25 protein-coding genes are annotated in these 22,815 nt (G+C 73.6%); 11 read left to right on the forward strand and 14 right to left on the reverse strand.

What is annotated here, in order from left to right:
- Positions 1-35: 35 nt before the first annotated feature.
- Positions 36-626 (forward strand): PadR family transcriptional regulator, encoded by a 591-nt coding sequence (locus CP982_RS38160; protein WP_150514673.1) that lies wholly within the window; start codon positions 36-38, stop codon positions 624-626.
- A gap of 34 nt (positions 627-660) precedes the next feature.
- On the opposite strand, the gene CP982_RS38165 is transcribed toward CP982_RS38160, so the two are convergent.
- From CP982_RS38165 to CP982_RS38180, 4 genes are all read right to left on the reverse strand, one after another.
- Positions 661-1,797 (reverse strand): Gfo/Idh/MocA family protein, encoded by a 1,137-nt coding sequence (locus CP982_RS38165; RefSeq protein WP_150515933.1) that lies wholly within the window; start codon positions 1,795-1,797, stop codon positions 661-663.
- 14 nt (positions 1,798-1,811) lie between these two features.
- Complete coding sequence (locus tag CP982_RS38170) at positions 1,812-2,555, reverse strand: sugar phosphate isomerase/epimerase family protein (protein WP_150514674.1); 744 nt, start codon at positions 2,553-2,555, stop codon at positions 1,812-1,814.
- Between the two features lie 155 nt (positions 2,556-2,710).
- The gene (locus CP982_RS38175; protein WP_150514675.1) at positions 2,711-3,214 is read right to left on the reverse strand and encodes a hypothetical protein; all 504 of its coding nucleotides are present in this window, start codon (positions 3,212-3,214) and stop codon (positions 2,711-2,713) included.
- A gap of 167 nt (positions 3,215-3,381) precedes the next feature.
- A complete protein-coding gene (locus CP982_RS38180; RefSeq protein ID WP_150514676.1) occupies positions 3,382-4,350 on the reverse strand; it encodes a LysR family transcriptional regulator in 969 nt (322 codons plus the stop codon).
- A gap of 158 nt (positions 4,351-4,508) precedes the next feature.
- Here CP982_RS38180 and CP982_RS38185 point away from each other — a divergent pair, with 158 nt between their 5' ends.
- The 3 genes from CP982_RS38185 to CP982_RS38195 are packed head-to-tail and all read left to right on the forward strand — an operon-like array spanning position 4,509 to position 7,140.
- Entirely contained in the window at positions 4,509-5,201 is a 693-nt protein-coding gene (locus CP982_RS38185; RefSeq protein ID WP_150514677.1) for a type 1 glutamine amidotransferase domain-containing protein, read from the forward strand.
- Between the two features lie 2 nt (positions 5,202-5,203).
- Positions 5,204-5,818: a TetR/AcrR family transcriptional regulator gene (locus tag CP982_RS38190; RefSeq protein WP_150514678.1), complete on the forward strand. Its 615-nt coding sequence runs from the start codon at positions 5,204-5,206 to the stop codon at positions 5,816-5,818.
- Positions 5,815-7,140, forward strand: a complete 1,326-nt coding sequence (locus CP982_RS38195; RefSeq protein ID WP_150514679.1) for an aldehyde dehydrogenase family protein — start codon at positions 5,815-5,817, stop codon at positions 7,138-7,140. Before CP982_RS38190 ends, CP982_RS38195 begins: the two co-directional genes overlap by 4 nt.
- A 43-nt stretch (positions 7,141-7,183) precedes the next feature.
- On the opposite strand, the gene CP982_RS38200 is transcribed toward CP982_RS38195, so the two are convergent.
- Positions 7,184-7,636, reverse strand: coding sequence for a nuclear transport factor 2 family protein (locus tag CP982_RS38200; RefSeq protein WP_150514680.1), 453 nt, complete (start codon positions 7,634-7,636; stop codon positions 7,184-7,186).
- A gap of 149 nt (positions 7,637-7,785) precedes the next feature.
- Here CP982_RS38200 and CP982_RS38205 point away from each other — a divergent pair, with 149 nt between their 5' ends.
- Both CP982_RS38205 and CP982_RS38210 read left to right on the forward strand, forming a co-directional pair.
- Complete coding sequence (locus tag CP982_RS38205) at positions 7,786-8,361, forward strand: PadR family transcriptional regulator (protein WP_150514681.1); 576 nt, start codon at positions 7,786-7,788, stop codon at positions 8,359-8,361.
- A 169-nt stretch (positions 8,362-8,530) separates the two neighbouring features.
- A complete protein-coding gene (locus CP982_RS38210; RefSeq protein WP_372503491.1) occupies positions 8,531-10,093 on the forward strand; it encodes an amidase in 1,563 nt (520 codons plus the stop codon).
- Positions 10,094-10,132: 39 nt separating this feature from the next.
- On the opposite strand, the gene CP982_RS38215 is transcribed toward CP982_RS38210, so the two are convergent.
- The 3 genes from CP982_RS38215 to CP982_RS38225 all read right to left on the reverse strand — a co-directional run bounded on the left by CP982_RS38215 (position 10,133) and on the right by CP982_RS38225 (position 12,271).
- Entirely contained in the window at positions 10,133-11,119 is a 987-nt protein-coding gene (locus CP982_RS38215) for a fibronectin type III domain-containing protein (protein ID WP_150514682.1), read from the reverse strand.
- A 98-nt stretch (positions 11,120-11,217) separates the two neighbouring features.
- Positions 11,218-11,811, reverse strand: coding sequence for a 3'-5' exonuclease (locus tag CP982_RS38220; protein WP_150514683.1), 594 nt, complete (start codon positions 11,809-11,811; stop codon positions 11,218-11,220).
- A gap of 67 nt (positions 11,812-11,878) precedes the next feature.
- Positions 11,879-12,271 carry a VOC family protein gene (locus CP982_RS38225; RefSeq protein WP_150514684.1) on the reverse strand — a complete coding sequence of 131 codons (393 nt, stop codon included), beginning with the start codon at positions 12,269-12,271 and terminating at the stop codon, positions 11,879-11,881.
- A gap of 208 nt (positions 12,272-12,479) precedes the next feature.
- Here CP982_RS38225 and CP982_RS38230 point away from each other — a divergent pair, with 208 nt between their 5' ends.
- Both CP982_RS38230 and CP982_RS38235 read left to right on the forward strand, forming a co-directional pair.
- Positions 12,480-12,899 carry a nuclear transport factor 2 family protein gene (locus tag CP982_RS38230; protein ID WP_150514685.1) on the forward strand — a complete coding sequence of 140 codons (420 nt, stop codon included), beginning with the start codon at positions 12,480-12,482 and terminating at the stop codon, positions 12,897-12,899.
- A gap of 211 nt (positions 12,900-13,110) precedes the next feature.
- Positions 13,111-13,659 carry a GNAT family N-acetyltransferase gene (locus CP982_RS38235; RefSeq protein ID WP_150514686.1) on the forward strand — a complete coding sequence of 183 codons (549 nt, stop codon included), beginning with the start codon at positions 13,111-13,113 and terminating at the stop codon, positions 13,657-13,659.
- A gap of 18 nt (positions 13,660-13,677) precedes the next feature.
- On the opposite strand, the gene CP982_RS42810 is transcribed toward CP982_RS38235, so the two are convergent.
- The 3 genes from CP982_RS42810 to CP982_RS38255 are packed head-to-tail and all read right to left on the reverse strand — an operon-like array spanning position 13,678 to position 17,376.
- Positions 13,678-15,045, reverse strand: coding sequence for an alpha/beta hydrolase fold domain-containing protein (locus tag CP982_RS42810; protein ID WP_229879202.1), 1,368 nt, complete (start codon positions 15,043-15,045; stop codon positions 13,678-13,680).
- Positions 15,046-15,080: 35 nt separating this feature from the next.
- Positions 15,081-15,863 (reverse strand): SDR family NAD(P)-dependent oxidoreductase, encoded by a 783-nt coding sequence (locus CP982_RS38250; RefSeq protein WP_150514687.1) that lies wholly within the window; start codon positions 15,861-15,863, stop codon positions 15,081-15,083.
- A gap of 37 nt (positions 15,864-15,900) precedes the next feature.
- Positions 15,901-17,376, reverse strand: coding sequence for an MFS transporter (locus CP982_RS38255; protein ID WP_150514688.1), 1,476 nt, complete (start codon positions 17,374-17,376; stop codon positions 15,901-15,903).
- A gap of 272 nt (positions 17,377-17,648) precedes the next feature.
- Here CP982_RS38255 and CP982_RS38260 point away from each other — a divergent pair, with 272 nt between their 5' ends.
- Positions 17,649-18,266, forward strand: a complete 618-nt coding sequence (locus tag CP982_RS38260; protein ID WP_150514689.1) for a TetR/AcrR family transcriptional regulator — start codon at positions 17,649-17,651, stop codon at positions 18,264-18,266.
- A gap of 7 nt (positions 18,267-18,273) precedes the next feature.
- Here CP982_RS38260 and CP982_RS38265 read toward each other — a convergent pair whose 3' ends face one another.
- Positions 18,274-19,491 carry an alpha/beta hydrolase family protein gene (locus tag CP982_RS38265; RefSeq protein WP_150514690.1) on the reverse strand — a complete coding sequence of 406 codons (1,218 nt, stop codon included), beginning with the start codon at positions 19,489-19,491 and terminating at the stop codon, positions 18,274-18,276.
- Positions 19,492-19,674: 183 nt separating this feature from the next.
- On the opposite strand from CP982_RS38265, the gene CP982_RS38270 reads away from it, so the two are divergent.
- Complete coding sequence (locus CP982_RS38270) at positions 19,675-20,550, forward strand: GNAT family N-acetyltransferase (RefSeq protein ID WP_150514691.1); 876 nt, start codon at positions 19,675-19,677, stop codon at positions 20,548-20,550.
- A gap of 18 nt (positions 20,551-20,568) precedes the next feature.
- Here CP982_RS38270 and CP982_RS38275 read toward each other — a convergent pair whose 3' ends face one another.
- Positions 20,569-21,747: an acyl-CoA dehydrogenase family protein gene (locus CP982_RS38275; protein ID WP_150514692.1), complete on the reverse strand. Its 1,179-nt coding sequence runs from the start codon at positions 21,745-21,747 to the stop codon at positions 20,569-20,571.
- Between the two features lie 116 nt (positions 21,748-21,863).
- On the reverse strand, positions 21,864-22,064 hold the full coding sequence (locus tag CP982_RS41985; RefSeq protein ID WP_170316581.1) for a hypothetical protein: 201 nt from the start codon (positions 22,062-22,064) through the stop codon (positions 21,864-21,866).
- A 153-nt stretch (positions 22,065-22,217) separates the two neighbouring features.
- Here CP982_RS41985 and CP982_RS41990 point away from each other — a divergent pair, with 153 nt between their 5' ends.
- Entirely contained in the window at positions 22,218-22,727 is a 510-nt protein-coding gene (locus CP982_RS41990; protein WP_170316582.1) for an RNA polymerase sigma factor, read from the forward strand.
- The last annotated feature ends 88 nt before the right edge of the window (positions 22,728-22,815 follow it).

The following is a 22,815-nucleotide window of genomic DNA, read 5'->3' on the forward strand; positions in this document are numbered from 1 at the left end:
GACGCACGGCCGCGCCGCGTCCCTAGGATGCCCGCATGTCACTGCCGCACGCGATCCTCACCGCCCTGCTCGAGAAGCCGTCGTCGGGCCTGGAGCTGACCCGGCGCTTCGACCGGTCGATCGGCTACTTCTGGTCGGCCACGCACCAGCAGATCTACCGCGAACTCGGCAGGCTCGAGCGGGACGGCCTGATCCGGGCCCTGCCGTCCGCGACGGCGACCCGCGGCCAGAAGAAGAGCTACGAGGTGCTGCCCGAGGGCCGCGCCGAGCTGGCGCGCTGGACCGCGGCGGGCCAGGACCCCAAGCCGATGCGCGACGCGCTGCTCCTGCGGCTGCGGGCCGCCGCCGTCGTCGGCACCGACGGCATCGAGGAGGACCTGCGCCGCCACCTCGCGCTCCACCGGAACCGGCTCGCGGAGTACGAGGAGATCGAGTGCCGTGACTTCCCGCCCGGCAGCGACGCGATCGAGGACCGGCTGCGGCACGTGGTGCTGCGGGCGGGGATCGACCTGGAGACGTTCTGGACGCGATGGCTGGCCCGCGCGCTCGACGAACTGACCGCGCCCGGGCCCAACGGCCCCTCAGACCTGGCGGACGAGGTCCACGACCGCGCCGGTGAGGCCTAGCCGGCCGTACCCCAGGCCGTCGGCGCGCCGGGCGTCACGTCCCGGTGAGGGTCGCCGCCGTCGGGTCCCAGTCGTCGGGCAGCGGTGCCGGGGGCACGACCTGGGTGGCGAGCGGGGTGAACGTGGACCGGGCGGCGGACTCGGTGATCGCCGTCATGGTCTGGAGGACGTGCAGGGCCAGGGCGCCCGAGGCGCGGTGCGTGCTCTGGGTGTCGGGCGTGATCCGCCCGGCTCCGGCGCGGATCGCGCGGGCCATGTCCAGGACGCCGAGACCCCGGCCGTCCGTGCGCCCGTGGACGGGCAGTTCGTGCCAGGCGTCGGAGCCGTTCGGGCGCAGCCGCAGCGGACCGCCGAAGGTGTTCGGGTCCGGTACGGCGAGGGTGCCCTCCGTGCCGGTGACCTCGAAGCGGATGCGCGGCAGCGCACTGTCGAAGCTGAACGTCGCGTTGGCGCTCGCGCCCGAGGAGAACGCGAGAAGGGCGCTCACGTGCGTCGGTACGTCGACCGGGAACGACTGCCCGGCCCTGGCGCCCGAGCCGACCGTGCGCCGCGCGCGGGCCCGCGCCGCCGTCGCCGCCACCCTCGACACGGGGCCGAACAGCGCCACCAGGGCCGTCAGATAGTACGGACCGAGGTCGAACAGGGGTCCCGCGCCCGGCTGGTAGAAGAACGCCGGGTCCGGGTGCCAGGACTCGGGGCCCAGGCTCTGCACCGCCGTGGTCGCCGCCACCGGCGTGCCGATGTGGCCCGCCCGGACGGCGCGGAGCGCCGACTGGAGGCCCGCGCCGAGGAACGTGTCGGGCGCGCCGCCGAGCAGCAGCCCGCGCTCGGACGCGTCGGCGATGAGCTTCTCCGCCTCCACCGGCGTCGGCGTCAGGGGCTTCTCCCCGTACACGTGCTTGCCCGCCCGCAGCGCCGCCGCCGCGACGCCCGCGTGCGCGGCGGGCACCGTCAGGTTCACCACCAGCTCCACGTCCGGTGCGGTGAGGACGGTGGGCACGTCCCCGTGCAGCGGTATGCCGTGGGCGCGGGCCGCGGTGGCCGCCCGCTCCTGGTCGAGGTCCGCGACGGCCAGGAGCCGCACGTCGGGGAAGCGGCTCAGGGTCCGCAGGTACTCCGCGCTGATGACGCCCGCGCCGACGACCGCGACGCCGACCGGGCCCGAGCTCACGCCGCCCGCGCCGCTCACGGCGCCTCCAGGGCGCTGACGTAGACGCGGCTCGCGGCCAGCTCGCCGAACAGGTCGCCCGCGCACGCGTCGAACTCGACGACCCGCCAGGCGTCCGGCGCCGCCGCGAGGACCTCGGGCACCGGCATGGTGCCGCCGCCGACGGCCACGTTCGGATCGTCCTTGGTGCCGGGGCCGTCCTTGAGGTGCAGGGCCTGCACGCGGTCGCCGAGGCGGCCGAGCAGCGCGGGCACGTCCGCTCCGCCCACCGCCGCCCAGTAGGTGTCGACCTCCAGGAACACGTCCGGGTCGAGGAGCCCGGCGAGCACGTCGAGGGCGTGCCGGCCGTCCAGCCGCGGCTCCACCTCCCACCAGTGGTTGTGGTAGCCGAGCCGCAGCCCGTGCCGGGCGACCCGCGGGGCGAGGGAATTGAGGCGCTCGGCGACCCGGGCGAGGCCGTCGCGCGTCGTGAAGTCCTCGTGCGGGAAGCCCGCGGGCACGATGGCGAGCCCTGTGCCGAGCGCGGCGGCCGCGTCGAAGACGGGCCCCGGGTCCCCGGCCAGGGCGTGCGCGACGTGCGCGCCCGATACGGCGAGGCCCAGGCCGTCGGCGATCCGGGCGAGCCCCGGCGCGTCGTCGGTCACGTCGAAGGCCTCCACCGCGCCGTACCCCATCGCCGCGAGCCGCTCGAGGGTGCCCGGCCGGTCGGCGGCCAGCTCGTCGCGTACGGAGTACAGCTGGACGCTGAGCGGTCGTGGCATGGCGGCCCTCCCAGTCGGCTGGGAGGACGGTAAGGCGCGCGGGCGACGTGAACAAGGGGGCGGGCGGGCCCCGGGACGACGGAAGGCCGGGCCCGAAGGCCCGGCCTGGTTCGGGGAGCCGGACCGGCTGCCCGGCTCCGGTGGGGGAAGGGGTGTCAGAGGTGACCGCGGACGCTGCGGCGGCGCAGGTACCACGCGCCGCCGCCGACAGCCGCGACGACCAGGGCGCCGCCCGCGGCGAGCGTCACCGTTCCGTAGTCCTCGACCGCGCCGCCGAAGCCGCCGCGCACCCCGCGCGCGGGAGCCGTCGTCGACGACGTCGTCGGCGCACCCGCGACCGTCACGGTCTGCGAGCCCGCCGTCGAACCGTCCTGACAGATCACCACGACCGTATGGGTGCCGGGCGTCACGTTCTGCCAGGAGGCGCTGGAGCCCGCCAGGGTCGCCTGTCGGCCCTGGGCGAAGTTGGCCGCGCCGTTGCTGAGCAACGCGGCCTTGCCTCCGTTGGCGCATGCGGTCGTGGTGGCCTGCACGGTGGTGCCGGTGACGGTCACGGTGATCCCCGGTGCCGCGAGCGCCACGGGGGCGCTCAGAGCGAGGGGAAGTGCGATGGCGGCGACGGTCAGGCCGGAGCGAAGGGATATCTGGGTAGTACGCATGAATCTGCCCTCCGGCGGCACGGGAGGCGGAACGTCCATGCGCCGCCGGAATGGGGAAGCGCCCGTGCTGCCTGACGTCGAGCCAACGTGCCGTCAGGCCGCACCGCATGCGGACGGCCTCCGGGCAGGTGACGGGATCCTTCGTCCGGCCGACGGCTGACCGGGCGTCACCAGGACGGGGCGGCCTGCAGCAGCCGGTCGCGCACGAGCAGGACGTGCGGGTTGCGCGGCGTGCCCGGGCGCTGGGCGAGATAGCCGGTGTTGATCGGCGGGTCCTCCGGCAGGAGCAGCGGCACCAGGGCGCCCGACGCGAGGTCCGCCAGGCACAGATAGCGCGGAAGGACCGAGATCCCCGCCCCGGCCGCGACCGCCGAGCGCACCCCGCGCAGATCCGGCACCGTCAGGGCGGGCCGCGCGGTCAGCCGTTCGCCGAAGACGTGCCACCAGTAGCGGCGGGCGATCGGCAGGTCGTCGGCGTACGCGACGAGCGGCACCCCGCGCAGCGCGGCGGCGCCGTCCGCGGCGACCCGCTCCGGGCCGATCCGCCGCGCCCACTCGGGGGATGCGACGAGCACGAACTCCTCGTCGGCGAGCGGCACCGCGCTGAGCGTCCGGCCGCGCAGCCGCATCGTGGAGATCACCAGGTCGAAGCGGCCGCCGCGCAGCCCGTCCAGGAGCTCGTCGGTGAGGCCCATGGTGACCCGGAGCCGTACCCCCTGGTCGGTGAGCGGGGCGAGCGCGGGCAGGACGCGGGTGCACACCAGCTCGGCGGGGCCCGCGAGGTGCACCGGGTCCGGTGTCCGCTCGGTGGCCAGCGGGCCGCGGTCGGCCACCGCGGCGAGGGCGTCCAGGGGGCCCGCCACCTGGGTGGCCAGCTCGTCGGCGACCGATGTGGGCACGGCACCGCGCGGCCGCCGCTCGAACAGCTCCCGCCCCAACTGCTGCTCCAGGGACCGGATCTGCGTCGTCACCGTCGGCTGCGACAGACCGAGAAGCCGCGCGGCCGCGGTGAACGAACCGGAGCGGTGGACCGCGAGGAAGGTGCGCAGCAGAGACAGGTCGAGCGGCGCGCGAGGGGCCTGCGGGGCGCCCGCGGCGCCTCCGGCGGCTGTGCCATTGGAATCCCTATGGGGCATGTCGGAGATCCTATTGGATCTCTATGGGAGGTGGGTCTACGGTCGAGGGCGAGACGTGCTGACACTTCGTGTACGAAACGTCAGTGCGTACGGAACCCAGCACGCACAGCCCCGCACAGCGGCGCAGGCGCGCACGCCCCGCAGCAGAGGAGACAGACATGGCGAAGATCCTGATGGTGGTCACCGGCTCCGCCGTATGGACGCTGGCGGACGGCACCGCGCACCCGAGCGGCTTCTGGGCCGAGGAGGTCTCGGCCCCGTGGCTGGCCTTCACCGCGGCGGGCCACGACGTGGTCGTCGCGACGCCCGGTGGCGTCGTGCCGACGATGGACCCCGCGAGCCTCGCGCCCGAGCTGAACGGCGGGCAGGAGAACGCCGACGCGATCGCCGCGGACCTGAGGCGCGTCACCGCCCTGCGGCAGCCCGTCGCTCTTGAGGACGTGCGGCTCGACGAGTACGCCGCCGTCTTCTACCCGGGCGGCCACGGCCCGATGGAGGACCTGGCGGTGAACGCCGCGTCCGGCGCCCTCCTCGGCGAGGCCCTCGCCTCCGGCAAGCCCCTCGGCATCGTCTGCCACGGCCCCGCCGCCCTGCTCGCCACCGGAGCCGAGGGCGGATCGCCCTTCGCGGGCTACCGCGTCACGGCCTTCACGAACGCCGAGGAGGCCCAGTCCGGCTTCGCCGACCGCGCCCCGTGGCTGCTCCAGGACCGGCTCGTGGCCCTCGGCGTCGACTTCCAGGAGGGGCAGCCGTGGGCCCCGTACGTGGTCGTCGACCGCAATCTGTACACCGGCCAGAACCCGGCGTCCGCCGCGCCGCTGGCCGCCGACCTCGTGAAGGCGCTGGGCTGACCGTGGCCGCCGACCGTCTCCCCGAGGTCCTCGACGCGACGTACGCCTGTCTGAGCAGGTACGGCGTGCGGCGCACCACGATGGACGACATAGCCCGCGAGATGGGGGTGTCGCGGTCGGCGGTCTACCAGTACGTGCGCGGCAAGGACGACGCGGTCCGCAGGCTCGCCCTGCGGCTGCACGACCGGGCGCTCGCGCGGGCGGAGGCCGCCGCCGTCGCCGCGGTCCCGCCCGCCGAGCGCGTCCACGGCATCCTCGCCGCGAAGCTGGACCTGGTCCTCGACCTCACGGGGCGCTCCCCGCACGCCGTGGAACTCCTCGATCCGGGCGCACGGCTCTCCGGCGACATCTGCGACGCGTTCACGGCCCGCCTCCGGGCGCTCCTGACGGAGCAGTTCGCGGCGGCGGGGGCGGAACCGGGCCCCGGGAGCGCCCCTGGCGCGGCGGACGCGGGCCCCACGCCCGCGCAGCGCGCCGACATCTGCCTCGCCCTCGTCGTCGGCCTCGAAACCGCGCCCGACGCGGCCCGCCTGCTGCGGCCCGCCACGGACGCCCTGCTCACCGGGCTGCTGCCCCACCACACCGCACCCTCGCGAACCCCACAGAGGACCTCATGAACGACCTCGCGCCCACCGATCCCGCAGCCCTCGTCGCCCGGCTCCGGGCGACCTTCCGCTCGGGCCGCACCCGCCCCCTCGACTGGCGCGAGCGGCAGCTCACCCGGTTGCGGACGCTGCTCAGCGAACACCGCGAAGACCTGGCCGACGCGCTCCACGCGGACCTGGGCAAGCCCCGGGCCGAGGCCTACCGCTCCGAGGTGGACTTCTCGATCCGCGAGATCGACCACACCCTGGAGCACCTGGCGGAGTGGCTGCGCCCGCAGCACGTCGACGTGAGCGGCGTCTTCGGCGACGCGGCGAGCGCGGGCACGCAGTACGACCCGCTCGGCGTCGTCCTCGTGATCGCGCCCTGGAACTACCCCGCCCAGCTCCTCCTCGTGCCCGTCGCCGGAGCGCTCGCCGCGGGCAACGCGGTCGTGGTCAAGCCCAGCGAACTGGCCCCCGCCACCTCCGCGCTGGTCGCGGACCTGCTGCCGCGCTATCTGGACACCGACGCCGTGGCCGTCGTCGAGGGCGGGGTGCCGGAGACCACCGCCCTGCTCACGCAGCGCTTCGACCACATCTTCTACACCGGCAACGGCACCGTGGGCCGCATCGTCATGCGCGCCGCCGCCGAGCACCTCACGCCGGTCACGCTCGAACTCGGCGGCAAGTCACCGGTGTTCGTCGACGCGGGCGTCGACACCGCCGAGACCGCCCGGCGCCTGGCCCGCGCCAAGTTCGCGAACGCGGGCCAGACCTGTGTGGCGCCCGACTACGTCCTCACCGACCCGGACACCGCCCGCGCGCTGGAAGCCGACCTGGCCAAGGCGGTCGAGGAGCTGTACGGGCCGGACCCGGCGGCGTCGGACGCGTACGGGCGCATCGTCAACGAGCGGCACTTCGACCGCTTGTCGGGGCTGCTCGGCTCGGGCCGCGTCGTCACCGGCGGGCAGACCGACCGGGCCGCGAAGTACATCGCGCCGACCGTGCTCGCCGGGGTGCGGCCCGACGAGCCGGTCATGCGGGAGGAGATCTTCGGGCCCGTCCTGCCGATCGTCGAGGTGGCGGACCTGGACGAGGCGATCGCGTTCATCAACGACCGGGACAAGCCGCTGGCCCTGTACGCCTTCACCGACTCGGCGGACACGCGCGGGCGCATCGCCGCGGAGACGTCGTCGGGCGGCCTCGGCTTCGGGCTGCCGATGGCCCATCTCTCCGTCCCCGAGCTGCCGTTCGGCGGGGTCGGCGAGAGCGGCATGGGCGCCTACCACGGGCCGCACTCGATCGCGGTCTTCAGCCACCGCAAGGCGCGCCTGGACGTTCCGCTCGGCTCCTGAGGCCCCTGAGGCGGCAGGGACTCCCGCCGCTGTCCGGCGGGGCTCACCGCCCCTCGGGCAGCGGCGGTACGAGTCCGTCGGCGACGAGACCCGCGTACACCGCCTTGCCGAGGTGCTCCACGGCGGACTGCGGCCGCACCATCACCGTGAACTCCTTGATCCGGCCGTCCTCGTCGACGTGCAGCAGGTCGATCCCGTGGATCTCCTTGCCGCCGACGGTTGCCCGGAACAGCAGGACGGCCGACGGGGTCTCGGCCCCGTCGGCGCTCGTCTGCGACGTGCCGTCGAAGGACCCGACGTACCGGAAGTCCTCGAAGGTGCGAAGGAGCACGCCGAACAGGCCGAGCACCATCTCACGGCCCTCGAAGGGCCGGAACTTCACCGGGCTGTAGAAGCGGATGTCCGGGGTGAACAGCTCTTCCAGGGCGGCGAGTTCACGCTTCTCGACGGCGGCGCGGAAGCGGTCGGCGGTGGCTGCGAGACGGTTCGCGGTCACGGTGGAACCTCCTGAGGGCTGCGGGTGGTATCGCCGGGGCCGGCCCCGGCTCTCATAGTCAAGAATCTAACTAGTCAGATCGATGACTATGATGGGGGAGCCGGTCGGCAAAGGGAAGAGGCGGCGAGGAGAAGGGGAGGCGGTGGCGCATGGCCTTGCGGCACGCGGTGCTCGCGGCGCTGCTGGACGGGGAGTTCAGCGGCTATCAGCTCGCCAAGGGGTTCGACATCGGCGTCGCCAACTTCTGGCACGCGCTGCCGCAGCAGCTGTACGCCGAACTGTCGCGCCTGGAGGGCGAGGGCCTGGTGGCCGGGCGCGAGGTGGTGCAGGAAGGGCGGCCGAACAAGCGGCTCTTCACGGTGACGGACGCGGGTGTCGCCGAGCTGGAGCGGTTCGCTGCGGACACCGCCAAGCCTTCGTTCATCCGCGACGACCTGCTGGTCAAGGTGCAGGCGGTGGACGGCGTCGACGCGACGCCGGTGATCGCGCAGCTGCGGGACCGGGCGCGGGTCGCCGAGGCCAAGACCGAGGTCCTCGGCGCGCTCCTGCGACGGCTGCGCGGCGACCTGGACGAGGAGGAGTTCCTGCGGACGGGCCAGCGGGTCGGGCCCTATCTGACCTGTCTGCGCGGGCTCGCCTTCGAGCGGGAGACGCGCGAGTGGTGCGAGCGGGCGGCGGACCTGCTGGCGGCGCGGCGCGCCGGGGCCTGCGAGGCCCGCCCCTGAGTACGGCCCGCGATGCCCTTGCGCGGGTCCGTCGCCCTGTAGTCGGCTAGGGCGCATGAGGAGCATGCGAAGCACGAGGAGTACGAAGAGCACGCGGACGACGGCGACGGCAGGTGCGGCAGCGACGGCAGGGGGCTCAAGAGCCGTGCGGACGGGCGGCGTTGCCACGGTGGCCGCCGCTCTCGTCGCGGGCACGCTCTGGGCGGGGACGCCCGACGTGCGCGCCGATGACGGCACGAGCGCTCCGGCGTCGGCCGCGGGCCTCGGCGTCGACCTGGACACGGTGACCATCCCGCGGCTACAGGCGCGGATGGCGAAGGGCTCGCTGACCTCGAAGGCGCTGACCTCCGCCTATCTGCGCCGGATCGACACCGTCGACCCCAAGGTCAACGCGGTCCTCCGCACGGACCCGACGGCTCTGCGCCAGGCGGCCGCGAGCGACGAGAGGCACCGCGCGGGCCGCGCCCGCGGCCCCCTCGACGGCATCCCCGTCCTCCTCAAGGACAACGTGAACACGCGCTCCCTGCCCACCACGGCCGGGTCGCTCGCGCTCGCCGGGAGCCCGCCGGACGCGGACGCGCTGCTGGTGAAGCGGCTGCGGAAGGCCGGGGCGGTGATCCTCGGCAAGACCAACCTCTCCGAGTGGGCCAACTTCCGCGGCGCCAAGCCGACATCGGGGTGGTCGGCGGTGGGCGGCCAGACCCACAACCCGTACGTCCTGGACCGCAACCCGTGCGGGTCGTCCGCCGGTTCGGGCGCCGCGCTCGCGGCGTCCCTCGCGCAGGTGGCCATCGGCACCGAGACGGACGGTTCCATCGTGTGCCCCGCCGGGATGAACGGCGTGGTCGGCCTCAAGCCCAGCCTCGGCGTGGTCAGCCAGGACGGCGTGGTCCCGATCTCCGCCGAGCAGGACACCGCGGGACCCATGGCGCGCAACGTCGTCGACACCGCGCTCACGCTCGCGGTCCTCAGCGGCCGCGACGGTGGACACCCCGCCGGGGCGCAGGCCCTCCCCGACGCGCAGGTGCGCCCGGGCAGCCTGCACGGCAAGCGCATCGGCCTGTGGCGGCTGCCCGAGCTCGGCCCGGACGTGGACGCCCTGATGACGCGCACCGCCGGGAAGCTGCGGAAAGCCGGGGCCGAGGTCGTCGAGGTGACGCCCCCGTACCAGAAGCGCCTCGCGGAGCTCGAATTCCCGGCGCTGCTCAGCGAGTTCCACCGCGACATCGACGCGTACCTCGCCACTCGCAAGGGCCCGCGGGATCTCGCCGCGCTGATCGAGTTCAACCGTACCCACCCCGAGGAGCAGACCTGCTTCGCCGGGCAGGAGCTGTTCGAGCAGGCGCTCGCGGCGCCGTCCACCGACGACCCCGCCTACAAGGCCATGCGCGCCGAGCTGAAGGACCTCTCGCGGCGCTCCATCGACGAGACCATGGCCACCCACCGCCTCGACGCCATCGCCGCGCCGACGAACCCGCCCGCCTGGACCACCGACTGCAAGCGGGGCGACAACGACGTCATCCCGTCCTCCACCCCGGCGGCCGTCGCCGGCTACCCGTCCCTGTCGGTGCCGGCCGGGTCCGTCGGGGAGCTGCCCGTCGGCGTGCTCCTGACGGCCGGACACCACCAGGACGCCGAACTCCTGTCCCTGGGCGCCGCGGTGGAGCGCCGCCTTCAGGCCTGGCGGGCCCCGCGCTACCTGCCGACGATCGGCACCGGCAGCGCCCGCTGAGACCGTGCGGTCGCCACGCGCGTGGCGACCGCACGCCCCTCACCGCGTGGTGACCGCGCGCTCGGCCGAGTAGCCGCCCCACGTGCCGTCGGGCAGTTTGGCGCGCAGCCGCACCCGGTGGGTGACGCCGGGCTTCTTGCCCACGTAGAAGCTGTGCTTCACCCGGCCCTGCGGGACCGTGCCGCCGAAGACGAGCGAGGTGGCGCTCTCGCCGTCCAGATGGATCTGATACTCCGTCACCGCGCCGCCGGTGTGCGGCGGTTTCCAGGACAGGTCGACGTAGTACGCCCCGTCCTTCTGGCGCGACGTCGCGCGGAGGCCGGCCGGAGCGGTGCCGCGGCCGCTGTCCTTGCTGCCCGAGGTCCGCACGCGCGCGGCGGGGCTCGCGGGCGAGAAGTTGTCGGCCGCGTCCCGCGCCTTCACCGTGAACGTGTACGCCCTTCCCGGCCGCAGCCCCGTGATGAGCGTGTCCGTGGTGCCGCCGCCGACACTGTGGATCTTCGTCGTGCCCTGGTAGATCTCGTACGAGGCCACGCTGCGGTTGTCCTTCGACGCGCCCCACGACAGGGTCGCGGCGTGCCCGCCCTCGGCCGCGCCGCGCAGCCCGGGCGGACGCGAGGGCGCCTCGGTGTCGGCCGCCGCCGCGGCGGGCGTGGTGACCGTCAGCTTCTTGCTGTCGGCGCTGAGGTTCCCGTCGGCGTCGCGCGCCCGGACGGAGAAGGTGTACGTGGCGGACGGCTTGAGCCCGGTGATGTCGACCATGTGCTGGGCGGCCGGGACGCGCTTGACCCGGGTGGCGCCCCGGTACACCTCGTACCCGTCGATGCCGGTGCGGCTGGTGGACCGGTTCCACATCACGTGCACCGACGTGGCGCTGCCCGCCTGTACGGTCACCCCGCGCGGCGCGTCCGGCGGCGCCGCGCCCCCGCTCTCCTCACCGCCCCAGGCGCAGGCGCTCAGCAGACAGGCGACGGTGACGGTGAGGCAGACGGGCGGCAGGTGACGTGTGTGGGGGGTCCGTCGCACGGGCTTGCCTTCCACTCGACGGCAATTGGTCCGGACCAATGTGGCAGGCGTGACCGGGGCACATCAAGAGGTGGGGTGGATCAACCGGGGGCCGGACGTCAGAGGCACCCCTCCAGCAAGGCGGCCCCGGACGCACCGAGGTGCCGGAGGGCCGCCGCGAAGGAGTAGCAGTCGAAGAGGGCCGAATGCTCCTGCCCGGCAGCGGGTCTGGGCAGCCCGAGCACCTGCCACAGGCGCCCCACGTTCACACCCGTCGTCGCGGGCGCCAGGGTGTTGAGCCAGGGCCGCACGTTCAGGAAGTGGGCGTCCAGCCAGCTGTTCTCGATCCGCTCGCCGCGTGCCCGCGCCCAGCCCGTGTTCTCCCCGATGACGACCATGTCGTTGCCGTAGGAGAGCACGGTCTGTCCCTTGCAGAACCCCAGGAAGTCACTCAGGGCCCGCGCGGGCGCGAGCCCCTCCCGGTCGACCGCTTCCTGCTCGATGCCGGTGAGCTCGGTGAAGAACGCGGAGAGGCGTGGATTGACCACCGGCCGCACCAGCGCCTCGTACTCCTCCACGACCGAGAGGTCCGCACCGAGGCGCAGGGCCCCGATCTGCACGATCTCGCGCAGCTGGCCGGGGCCCGACCAGTCCGCCTCAAGGGCTCCCGGCCACGTCGTGAACTCCAGGTCGAAAACCACGAAGGTGGACACGGTCACGTTCTCCTTCCCTTTCGCCTTCTCCCGCGCTCTCCCGCGCTCTCCCGCGCTCTCCCGCGCTCTACTGCGGCTGGGTCGCGATCTGGATCAGGTTGCCGCACGTGTCGTCGAAGACGGCGAAGGTGATCTCGTCCATCTCCAGGGGCTCCTGGGTGAAGCGGACGCCGAGGCCACGCAGCCGCTCGTACTCCGCGCGCACGTCGTCGACGGCGAACTGGGCGAGCGGGATGCCGTCCTTGACGAGCGCGTCGCGGTACGGCTTGACGGCCGGGTGCCCCGCGGGCTCCAGGAGCAGCTCGACGCCGCCCGGCTCGTCGGGCGGGACGACGGTCAGCCACCGGTCCGTCTCGCCCACCGGAACGTCGTGCTTCTTCACGAAGCCGAGGATCTCCGTGTAGAAGTGCTCGGCCTTCGCCTGGTCGTCGACGAAGACGCTGGTCAGGTGAATCCTCATGGAGTGCTCTCTCCTCCGGTCCGGTTGCGGCGGGCACGGGCCGTCGCACGGCGATCTGCCAGATCCCGAACAGTCTCTGACAGGAAGCCTCCCCGAGCGCGTCGAGGGCGGCGCGGGGGTGGGGCCGGCCGGGCCTCCTGGTCGCGCATACCTGCCGCGGCGATCGGGAAGCGTCCGATCCGACGCGTCCGAGCCCAGGGAGGCCCTCATGCCCCGAACGCCGCAGGAGATCTTCGAGAGGTACGTCCACGCCGGAGCCATGACCCGGAACGCCGACGCCGTCGCCGAGAGCTTCACCGAGGACGGCGTCTTCGAGGCACCGCTCATGCCTCCCGGCGCCTCCTTCCCCAGGAGACTGGTGGGCCGCGAGGAGATCCGTACCGCGTTGGCTGCGTACTACGGACGACAGGCGCGGGACGACCGCGTGCCGAACCTCGAGAAGTCCGGCTACGTGCTGCACACCACCTCGGATCCCGACGTCTTCATCGCCGAGATCGACACGGTCTTCGACGGGGACGGTGACGGGGGTGGGGACGACGTGACCATCTCCCTCGTGCAGATCTTCCGCGTCCGCGATGACAAGATCGCGCGGCTGCGCGACTACTTCGCGCCCGACCTGATGAGCTGAGGCCGGCCTCGCGGGAGGGGGCGAGCAGAGGGCCCGCCGCGACGGGGGAGCGCGGCGGGCCCGGCCTTCAGTGTGCCCCCACCGGCCCCGCCCATGTGCGCCCGGCCGCGAATTGGCTGAGTCTCTACTCCCGGCGCGCTGGCCCGCCGGGGCCTGGCCGAAGCCGCAAAAGCGCTGGACAGATCCCTGGTGCCGGGTGAGCATCTCCGCGATGAACAGCGAATCTCCCTTCCCTCCCCGCCGTATCCGCTTCGTCTCGTTGAGCGCCAAGGCACTGCGGGCACTCGCCGACGGTGACCTCTCCGGCGGCAGCGCCGAGGCCGGGGTCGCCCTCGACGCGCACTTCGTCTCCGAACGGGCCCGCTGGATCTTCGGCTATCGCGCGGAGCAGCTGGCCAAGGATCCGTCCGCCGCGCCCTGGACCACGCGGGCCGCGGTGTCCGTGCCGGACGGCGCCGTCGTCGGCGACGCCGGGTTCCACGGGCCGCCGGACGAGGCGGGCGTGGTCGAGGTCGGCTACACCGTCGTGCCCGGCCACCGCCGTCAGGGCTACGCCCGCGCGATGTTGAGGGAACTGCTCGTCAGGGCCGCCGCCGAACCCGGTGTCAGGACCGTACGGGCCACCATCCGGTCGGACAACGAGGCCTCCTTGGCCACCATCGCGGGCTTCGGTTTCACTCGCGTCGGCGAGAAGGGGGACGAGCGCGAGGGGATCAGCTTCGTCTTCGAGGTCCCGGCGGACGCGATTCTGGCCGCGTAGCCGCGACGTCGACGCCGTCTAGGGGGAGGTGCGCAGGGCGGGGACGATGCGCCAGTCCCGCTGGAAGACGAGGTTGTGCAGGTCGGCGGCGATGATGGCGCGGAAGGTCGGGAGGAGTTCGGCGGCCTGGGCGTGGGTGAAGACGTTGAGGGGCCAGTCGGCGACGGTGGTGCCGCGCAGGTGGGGGTGGTGGAACCCGGCGCCGAAGTAGGCGTGGAGACAGAGGGCGGGGATGCCGGTGCGGAGCTGTTCGGGCCAGGTCAGGCGCCAGGTGGCGTAGCTGCCGCCGTGCTGGTCGCGGCGCAGCCCTGTGGCCTGGAGGGTGCCCGTGCCGAGCAGCAGCTGCGTGTCGTACTCGGTGAGGGCCCGGCGGGCGGGGGCGTCGAGCAGTTCGGTCGTCCTGGCGAAGGCGGCCTCCTTGTCCCGGCGTTCGGTGTGCCCGGCGTGGGTGCCGTCGCGCAGGTCGGCGAAGTGGCGGAGGAGGTCCCCCATGGGGGCGGGTGTGGGGGTGGGCGGACGTGTGGTCGTCATGGATAGAACGTCCTTTCTAGAGAGATGAAGGGGGAGGGGGCAAGGCAGGTCGCGCAGGGCGTCGGCCAGGCGCGGCAGGAGGCGGCTGTGGGGGGCGAGCAGGTCCGCGTGGGCGGCGTCGGGTGCGTGGATGAGGCGGGTGGGGACGGCGGCGGCCCTGAGGCGTTCGGCGTAGGCGAGGACGTCGTCGGCCACGGGGTCCAGGGCGCCCACGGCGAGCACGGCGGGTGCCAGACCGCGGAGGTCCTCGGCGTCGAGCGGGGTGCTGTGCAGGGCCGTGCCGTCGGACGCGGCGGCCGTGGCGGGTCCGGTGCCGCGCCAGGTGCGCCAGGACCGGCGCAGCGCGGCGGCCTCGGGGAAGGCGGCCGGATCCCGCCGGTAACTGGGGGCGGCGCAGGACGGGTTGAGGGGCGGGTAGGCCAGCAGCTGGGCGTCGAGGCGCTGCCCGCGATCGCGGAGGGCGAGGGCGGCGCTCGCGGCCAGGGTGGCCCCCGCGCTGTCCCCGCCGACGGCGATCCGGGCTGCGGCACCGGCTCGTTCGCCCGCCCAGTCCAGTACGGCCAGGACGTCTTCGAGCGCGGCCGGGTGGCGGTGCGCGGGAGCGAGGCGGTAGTCGACGCTGACCACGGTCCAGCCGGTCAGGGCCGCCAGGCGGTGGGTGACCGGATGCCAGTCGGCGGCGGACCCGTACTGCCAGCTCCCGCCGTGCGCCCAGACGAGCCAGCCGCCGGTGCCGGTCCCGCTGCCCGCGCCGGGCTCGTACAGGCGGACCGGGACGGGGTTGGACGCCGGGACGGTCAGGCGCCGCCAGGCGACTTCGTCGGTGCGGACGGCGGTGGTGCTGCTCGTGCTCATGGCGGAGGAGTCCTCTCGGTGTCCGGCTGACGCGGTCACAGCTGGCGCAGGGCCCCGCCGTCGACGCTCCATTCGGCCCCGGTGACCTGGGAGGCGCGCGGAGAGAGGAGGTAGGCGATGAGGTCGGCGACCTGCTCGGGGGCGCCGATGCGGCCGGTGGGCAGACGGCGTTCGTGGCGGATGAAGTGGTCGACGGCCTGGTCGGCGGGGAGGGAGAAGCGTTCGGCGAGCTGCTCGGCGAAGCCGCCGGGGGCGTCGAAGAGGGCGGTGCGGGTGGGGCCGGGCGAGACGACGTTGGAGCGCACGCCGGAGTCGCCGAGGCTGGTGGCGAGGGACTTGGAGACGGAGAGCAGGGCGGCCTTGGAGGCGGCGTAGTCGGCGATGGTGGCGTCGGGAAGGCGGGCGGCCTCGCTGGCGACGTGCACGAGGCTCGCGCCGTGCGGGTTGGCCTGGAGCAGGGGCAGCGCGGCGCGGGTGAGTCGGACGACGGCGTGCAGATTGAGTTCGAAGGTCGTGTGCCACTGGTCGTCGTCGATGGCGGCGAAGGAGGGCTGGGAGGTCAGGGCGGCGGCGTTGTTGACCAGGCCGTCCAGGCGGCCGTGGGTGGCGCGTACGTGCTCGACGATCTGCTGGGCGGCCGCCGGGTCGGTGAGGTCGGCGGCGACGAAGGCGGCCTTGGCGGGCAGGGCGCCGTTGGTGCCGCGGGCCACGGCGATGACGTGGGCGCCCTCGTCGGCGAGCAGATGGGCGGTGGCCTGGCCGATGCCGCTGGTGGCGCCGGTGACGACGATGACCTTGTCCGTGAGCTGGAGGTCCATGGTCTTGCTCCTTGCGGGCTGGGGGCGGGGGCTGGAGTCAGGCCTTGGCTGGGGTTCCGGTACCGCGCTTCGTCCGGAGGAACACCGCCGCGAACACGACCCCGAGGAGGACGAGGGCGGCGTTGACGGCGATGGCGACGGTCACGCCGTGGTGGACGGCGGAGGCCGTGGCCGCGCCCGCGCTGGTGGCGGTGACGACCGCGGACATGATCGGCGTGCCCATGGTGATGCCGACCTGCTGGGACATCGAGGCGAGCCCGGTGGCCAGGCCCTGTTCGGCGTCGGGGAGCCCGCTGGTGGCGGTCACCATGAAGCCGACGATGACGAGCATGTTGCCGATGCCGCCGAAGAAGGTGGCGGGCAGCAGCAGGGCGAGGGACGCCTCCGTCGTCGTACCGAGGAAGAGGAGCGCGGCGGTGAACACCGTCTGGATGACGCCGCCCGTGACCAGGGCCGTCAGCGTCGAGTGACGGGCGATCACCTTGGGCGCGAGGAGCCCGCCGACGACGGTGCCGACGCCCAGGACGCCGAAGGAGATGCCGGCGGTGAGCGGGGTGAAGCCGAGCGTCTTCTGCAGGTAGAGGGTGAGCAGATAGACCAGCGAGGTCTCGGTGACGAAGGCGAGCAGGCCAAGGACATTGCCCCAGGCGACGTTGCGGCGGCCCAGCGTCCTGAGCGGGACGAGCGGCTCGGCGACCCTGCGCTCGATGGCGAAGAACGCGGCAAGCAGCACGACACCCGCGGCGAGGCCGGTCAGGGCGTGCGCGTTCGTCCAGCCGTGCTCACCGGCCTGGGTGAGGCCGTAGACGAGGGCGAGCAGGCCGAGGGTGACGGTGAGGGCGCCGGGCAGGTCCAGCTTCGGCCGGACGGCCGGCTTGGACTCCTTGATGACGGCGGGGGCGATCACGATCACGGCCAGGGCGACGGGCACGTTGATGAAGAAGGCCCAGCGCCAGGAGAGCAGATCGGTCAGGACGCCGCCGAGGATCGCCCCGGTGGTGAACCCGGCGGACATCAGGGCGCCGTTGATGCCCAGTGCCTTCTGCCGCAGCGGCCCTTCGGGGAAGGAGGTGGTGAGCAGCGAGAGCCCGGCCGGGGTGGCGGCGGCCGTGGCGAGCCCCTGGGCGACGCGGGCGGCGAGCAGCACCTCCGGGCTGGTCGCCAGGCCGCCGGCGAGCGAGGCGACGCCCAGCAGGGCGAGGCTGCCGATGAAGATCTTCTTGCGGCCGATCAGATCGCCGATGCGGCCGAAGAAGAGGGTGAAGCCGGCCGCGCTCAGGGCGAACGTGGTGGCGATCCACTGGAGGTTGGAGAGCGAGAAGCCGAGGCCTTCGCCGATGGCGGGCAGAGCGACGTTCAGGATCGAGAAGTCGACGGCCAGCATGAACTGGGCGACAAGCAGGACGGCCAGGACCAGCTTCAACTCGCCGGTGAGCCGCTGCGGTCGAGCCGGGGGAGCGGCGGCTTCGGTGCGGCGCGGGGCCGGGCGGGCCGCGAGCTCGGTTGCGGACATCGGAGGGCTTCCTTTCGGCTTCGCCGCGGCGGCGCGGGAAGCGGTGGTGCGGGAGGTGCCAGGGGCGCCGGGGCGCCGGGCAGGACGGGGAGACCGGAGAGCGACCTGCCCTAATGGGTCTGTCGTTCCGTTATGGCTGAGAAGTTAGCACGCCGAAGGCGGTAAGGGAACTGGAGTCCCGATACGATGGTGCGCGCACCGTGAAGCACCGCTCGACGTCCGCAGCTCGGCACCCCCAGGGCCCGTAGCTCGACACCCTTAGGAGGGGACCCATGCCCGGCACCCCGGCCCCTGGCACCGTCCGGCCCGGCGGACGCACCGCCCGCGTACGTGAGGCCGTCCTGCGGGCGGCCGGTGACGCGCTGGCCGCCGACAGGTTCGACGCGCTCGACCTCACCGAGATCGCGGCCCGCGCGGGCGTCGGCAAGACCACGGTCTACCGCCGCTGGGGCACCCCCGGCGCACTCGCCGCCGACCTCCTGGCCGACATGGCCGAGCAGTCGCTGCGGCGCGCCGACACCGGCAGCCTGGACGAGGACCTCCGGGCGAACGCCCGCCTGGTCGTGAAGACCCTCACCGACTCCCGGCAGGGCCGCCTCTTCAAGGCGCTCATCGCCGCCTCCCTCTGCGACGACCAGGCCGCGCAGGCCCTGCACCGCTTCTACGAGGTGCGGATCGAGGAGTGGTCCGGCTGCGTCCGCGACGCGATCGCGCGCGGCGAACTCCCCACCGCCACCGACCCGCACGCCGTCGTCGCAGCCGTCTCGGCACCGCTGTACTACGCCCTCCTCAACAGGGGGTACACCTTGACCGACGCGGACGCGGACGCGGCGGCGCGGTCGGCGGCCGCCGGGGCTCGGGCGGGGGTCTGGGCCCGGTCGCCGGAGTGAGGAACAGTCAGGCGCCCTTGGCAGCCTTGCCGGAGGCGTGCTGGAAGGCGACCTCGGGGTTGGCCGCGCTCGGACCGTCGAACAGCGGTGTGCGGCGGTGGCGCAGGTGCTCGTCGAAGAACGCCCCCGCGAAGTCACGGGTGATCCCCGCGGCCCGCTGGCCCGGCAGGCCTTCGGGGTCGTCCTCGCCCAACTGCCCGGCCAGCGGCGCCAGATCGGTGAAGGCGAAGTGGTCCGCGCCGGACAGCGTGAGCCAGCGCTTCCAGCCTTCGAGGCGCTTCCAGACCACGTCCCAGCTGCCGTCCTCGCCACCGGGGCTGTGGTCGGCCTCGGTGCCCATCATCAGGAACGGGCGGCCGGACAGGCCGGACGCGTCGCCGCTGTCGACGAAGGGGCCGTCCATGTTCACCCCGGCCCGTACGCGCGGGTCGTCCGCCATGGCCGCCGCGGCCGCGGCGCCGCCCAGCGAGTGCCCGCCCATGGCGACCCTGCGCTTGTCGATCAGACCCGCGTCCTTCCACGGCGACGCCTTCCCGACCAGCCGGTCAAGGACGAAGCGGAGGTCCTTGGCCCGGCCCTCCGCGGCGGGCCGGAAGGTGGTGGGGCCGATCTTCCCGCACGCCGCGCACGGCAGGATGCCCCGGCCCGGGAACGCGACGCCCGCGGCCTCGTAGGCGTGGTCGACCACCGCGACGACGTAGCCGCGGCTGGCCAGGTCCTCGGCAAGCCCGGTGAGGGTCGCGCCCGGCGTCCTGAAGCCGGGCGAGAGGACGACCAGCGGGAACGTCCCCGACCTGGCCTTCGCGCCCTCGAACGTGTGGGTGCGGGTGGAGCTGAGCACGTCGGCGGGCAGCTCCACCTCCATCTCCTTGAGGAAGGCCCGGGCGCCCGCGGTGCTCATGTACGGGGCCGGGGTGCCGGCCGGCTTCCGCGCCGGACGGTACGCCGGGTAGTACATCGACACCATCAGCTCCCGGGCACCCGCCTTCGGCACCCAGGGGTCGCGCCGGTTGTTGTCGACGAGGTGCAGCGAGCTCCGGCCCACCGCGTGCGCACCGGTGGGCGCGGGAAGCGCGAGCCGCCGCGCCTGACTCCGCTCCCCGGCCGTCTCGCCGGAGGACGCGGCGGCAGCCTCTCCGGAGCCGCAGGCGGTCAGTGTGACCGCGCCCGCGGCCACCGCGCCGGCCAGCAGGACGGCAACGGCTCCACGACGACGTGACGACATGTCCACAACCTCTCTCTCGGCGACCGCGCACGACGACGTCGGCCTCGGTGGAACCACCGTAGAAACGCCGAACCCGAAAGGAATCACGCCGCGGAGCCAACCCGGGCGTAGCCCTGGAGAGCCAGGCCGCGGCTGGAGAAAACCAGGTGCGGACGGCCCGCGCGGCGGTGTGTGATCAGGGGCATGGCGATCGAATGGGGCAGGCCGGAAGTCGACGGTCTCGACGAAGCCGTGGGTGCGCTGCGGGAGTGGCAGCACGAGGGGGCGCCGATGCAGCTGCACCCGGGGGACCTGGGCTGGTTCTTCCGGTCGGGTGCGCGGGCGGTGGCCGAGGCCGTCCGGACGTGGAGCAGGGACGGCCGGATCCTCGCCGTCGGGCTCCTGGACGGCCCCGGGCTGCTGCGCCTGACGACCGCGCCCGACGCCCGGAGGGACGAGGAACTGGCCCGGCGCCTGGTCGAGGACGTGGTCACGCCGGAGCACGGCGTACTGCCCGCCGGGAAGGCGAACGTCGAGGCGCCGATGGACGCCTTGGTCCACGACCTGCTGGGTGAGCACGGCTGGCGTACCGACGAGCCGTGGACGCCGCTGCGCCGGGACCTCACGCCGCCGGTCGAGGACCCGGCGGCCCCGCCGCGCCTGCGGATCGAGGAGATCGGACCGGAGCGGGCGCACGTGTTCGCCGCCGTCCTCCGGTCGGCGTTCGACACGGCGGCGTTCACGGCGGAGCGCTGGCACGCGATGGCGGCCGGATCGCCGTACGCCGACGCCCGCTGCCTGGTCGCGTACGACGAGCGGGACGACGCGGTGGCGGCCGTGACGGTGTGGTCGGCGGGTCCGGGCAGGCCCGGCGTGCTGGAGCCGATGGGCGTGCACCAAGACCACCGCGGCCACGGCCACGGCAGGGCGATCACCGTGGCCGCGGCGGCCGCGCTCCGGCGGCTCGGCTCGTCGAGCGCGCTCGTCTGCACCCCGAGTTCCAACGTCGGCGCCGTCGCCACCTACGCGTCAGCGGGCTTCCGGGAGCTGCCCGAGATGCGGGACCGGTACCGGGACTGAGGGCGCTTCCCCGGAGGGTCAGGTCAGGTCGAGGAAGCTCCACCGGGCTTCCGGCCGGGCGCCGCTGAGCCACTTGCCGCAGTTCTGGAGCACGACCGGACTCGACGTGATGTGCTGCGTGCCCGTCCCGAGGTCGCGCAGGAAGCGGTCGACCGGGCCGCGCCGGATCGCCGCCGAGCCGGCCCATCGGTGTACGGTGCGGCCCACCTCGGACACGGTCGAGGTCGTGTGGTTCAGGACGAGACGGATCAGAGTGTCCTGCTCGGTGCTCGGCAACTCGCCCTGGTCCAAGGTCTGTTCGACGTCCTGCCAGACGTCGTTCGCCCAGGCGCGGGCTGCCCGCAGGCGGGCCTCCGCCGTCGCGTACTCGGCGTGGAACTGGGAGGTGTCGACCGCGGCGCCCCGCGAACCGGTCCGCGCCGCGGCGACCCGCCTCAGCTCGTCCAGGAGCCGCCGGCCGACGCCGAGGGCCCAGCCCGTGTGCCCGATCGCCGACATGTTGACCAGGCCGAGGCGGTAGACGGCACCGCCGTTGACCGGGGTGTCCGTGGTCGCGACGTAGGTGTACTCGTGCGGTACGTACACGTCGGCGCAGTGGTAGTCGATGCTGTGGGTCGCGCGCAGGCCGAGCACGTCCCAGTTGCCGTCCAGGGTCACCTGTGACTTCGGCATCGCGAGGACCCGCAGCTCATCGGTGCCCTCGACCTGGATCGCACTGTGGATGTGGGTGGCGTGCGCCATCCCGGACGCGAACTGCCACTGGCCGCTGACCCGGTAGCCGCCCTCCACGGGGACGGCCCGGCCGGGGCGTGTGCCGTGCCCGGAGAGCAGCGCGTACTTCCCGTTCGGCACGTCGGGGAACAGGGCGGCCGCCGCGTCCCCGGCGAGGTACGCCGCGGTGGTACCGGTCATCATCTGCAGCGCGAACATGGTCCACCCGGCCGAGGCGTCGTGGTAGCTCGCCCGCTCCGCCGTCTCGATCAGCTGCCGCGGCGCGAACTCGTATCCGCCGAGGCTCAGCGGGAGCTCGGCCCGGACGATCCCCGTGTCGAGCAGGGCCCGCGCCGTGTCCTCCGGCAGCCTCCCCAACGCCTCGGCGGCATCGGCCCGTTCGTCGAGCATCCCGCCGAGGGCGTCGATCCGCTCCAGCACCCCCGCCAGTTCCGCGCTGACATGCAGCCGACCCGTGCCCCCCATGGAAACCCTCTCCTCGTGGTGTGGTTCCCGATCGTCTCACGCACGTCTCACGCGTCCGCCCCGCGGCCCGGATCGCGGGCTCCGACCGGCGGTCACCGCCTCGGGCCCCGGCAGCCTTACAGGAAGTAGAGCGCGGCCAGCACCACCGCCAGTACGCCTGCCAGGACCGCGATCAGCGCCGACGAGGTGAGGACGTAGGCGCCGCCCATGCCCATCGCCGTGCCGTTGACGAGCTTCACGATCTCGGCGGGGGAGGGGCGGCGGGAACGCCGCTCCGCCGTGTCGTCCTTGTGCCGTGTTCCGATCTTCCGCTTCATGAGTGTTCTGCCTCCTCCGTACTCGTACGAAGAAGGGCGATTTCGAGCTGTCGCCGTGCAACTCCCTTCGTGGCGAGGAAAAGTGCCGTCCTCCTTGCACGCGAACGGGCCCCGCGGGGCCCTATAGGGAGACCGACCCAAGGAGGTGGCTGCGTGAGCCGTACAGGTGACCACGGGGCCGTCCCACCGGAGTTCTCCGAGTTCTTCAGAGCGGAATACCCCCGCCTCGTCCGCACCCTGGCCGCGACCGGGGCCAGGGTGGAGGAGGCCAAGGACGTCGCGCAGGAAGCCATGCTCGAACTCGCGGGCATCTGGCCGAACTGCCGCCGCCCCTACGGCTGGGTCCGCAAGGTGGCCTGGCACAAGTACCTGAAGATCGCGGAACGCGACCGCAAGCGGACCAACGGCGAGTGGCAGGCCTGCCTGCACCCCCGGGTCGTACAGGACTGCGACGACCCGGACGAGAGGGAGTGGGTGCGGCAGCAGCTCGTCGAACTGCCGCCGCGACAGCGGGCCGTGATGGCCCTGTACGTGGACGGATACTCCACGGACGAGATCGCCGAACTGCTCAAGACGGAAGTGAGCACGGTGCGCAGTCACTTGCGGCACGCCCGCGTCGCGCTGCGGCGCGGCCTGGAGGGCGAGCGGGGAGACGGACTGTGACCGCCGTGCCCACGAGGAACGAGCGTGCCGACGAGGAACGAGCGTGCCCACGAGGAACGAGCGTGCCCACGAGGGACAAGAAGGAGAG

It is taken from the genome of Streptomyces spectabilis, assembly GCF_008704795.1.
In the GTDB taxonomy this organism is placed as follows: domain Bacteria; phylum Actinomycetota; class Actinomycetes; order Streptomycetales; family Streptomycetaceae; genus Streptomyces; species Streptomyces spectabilis.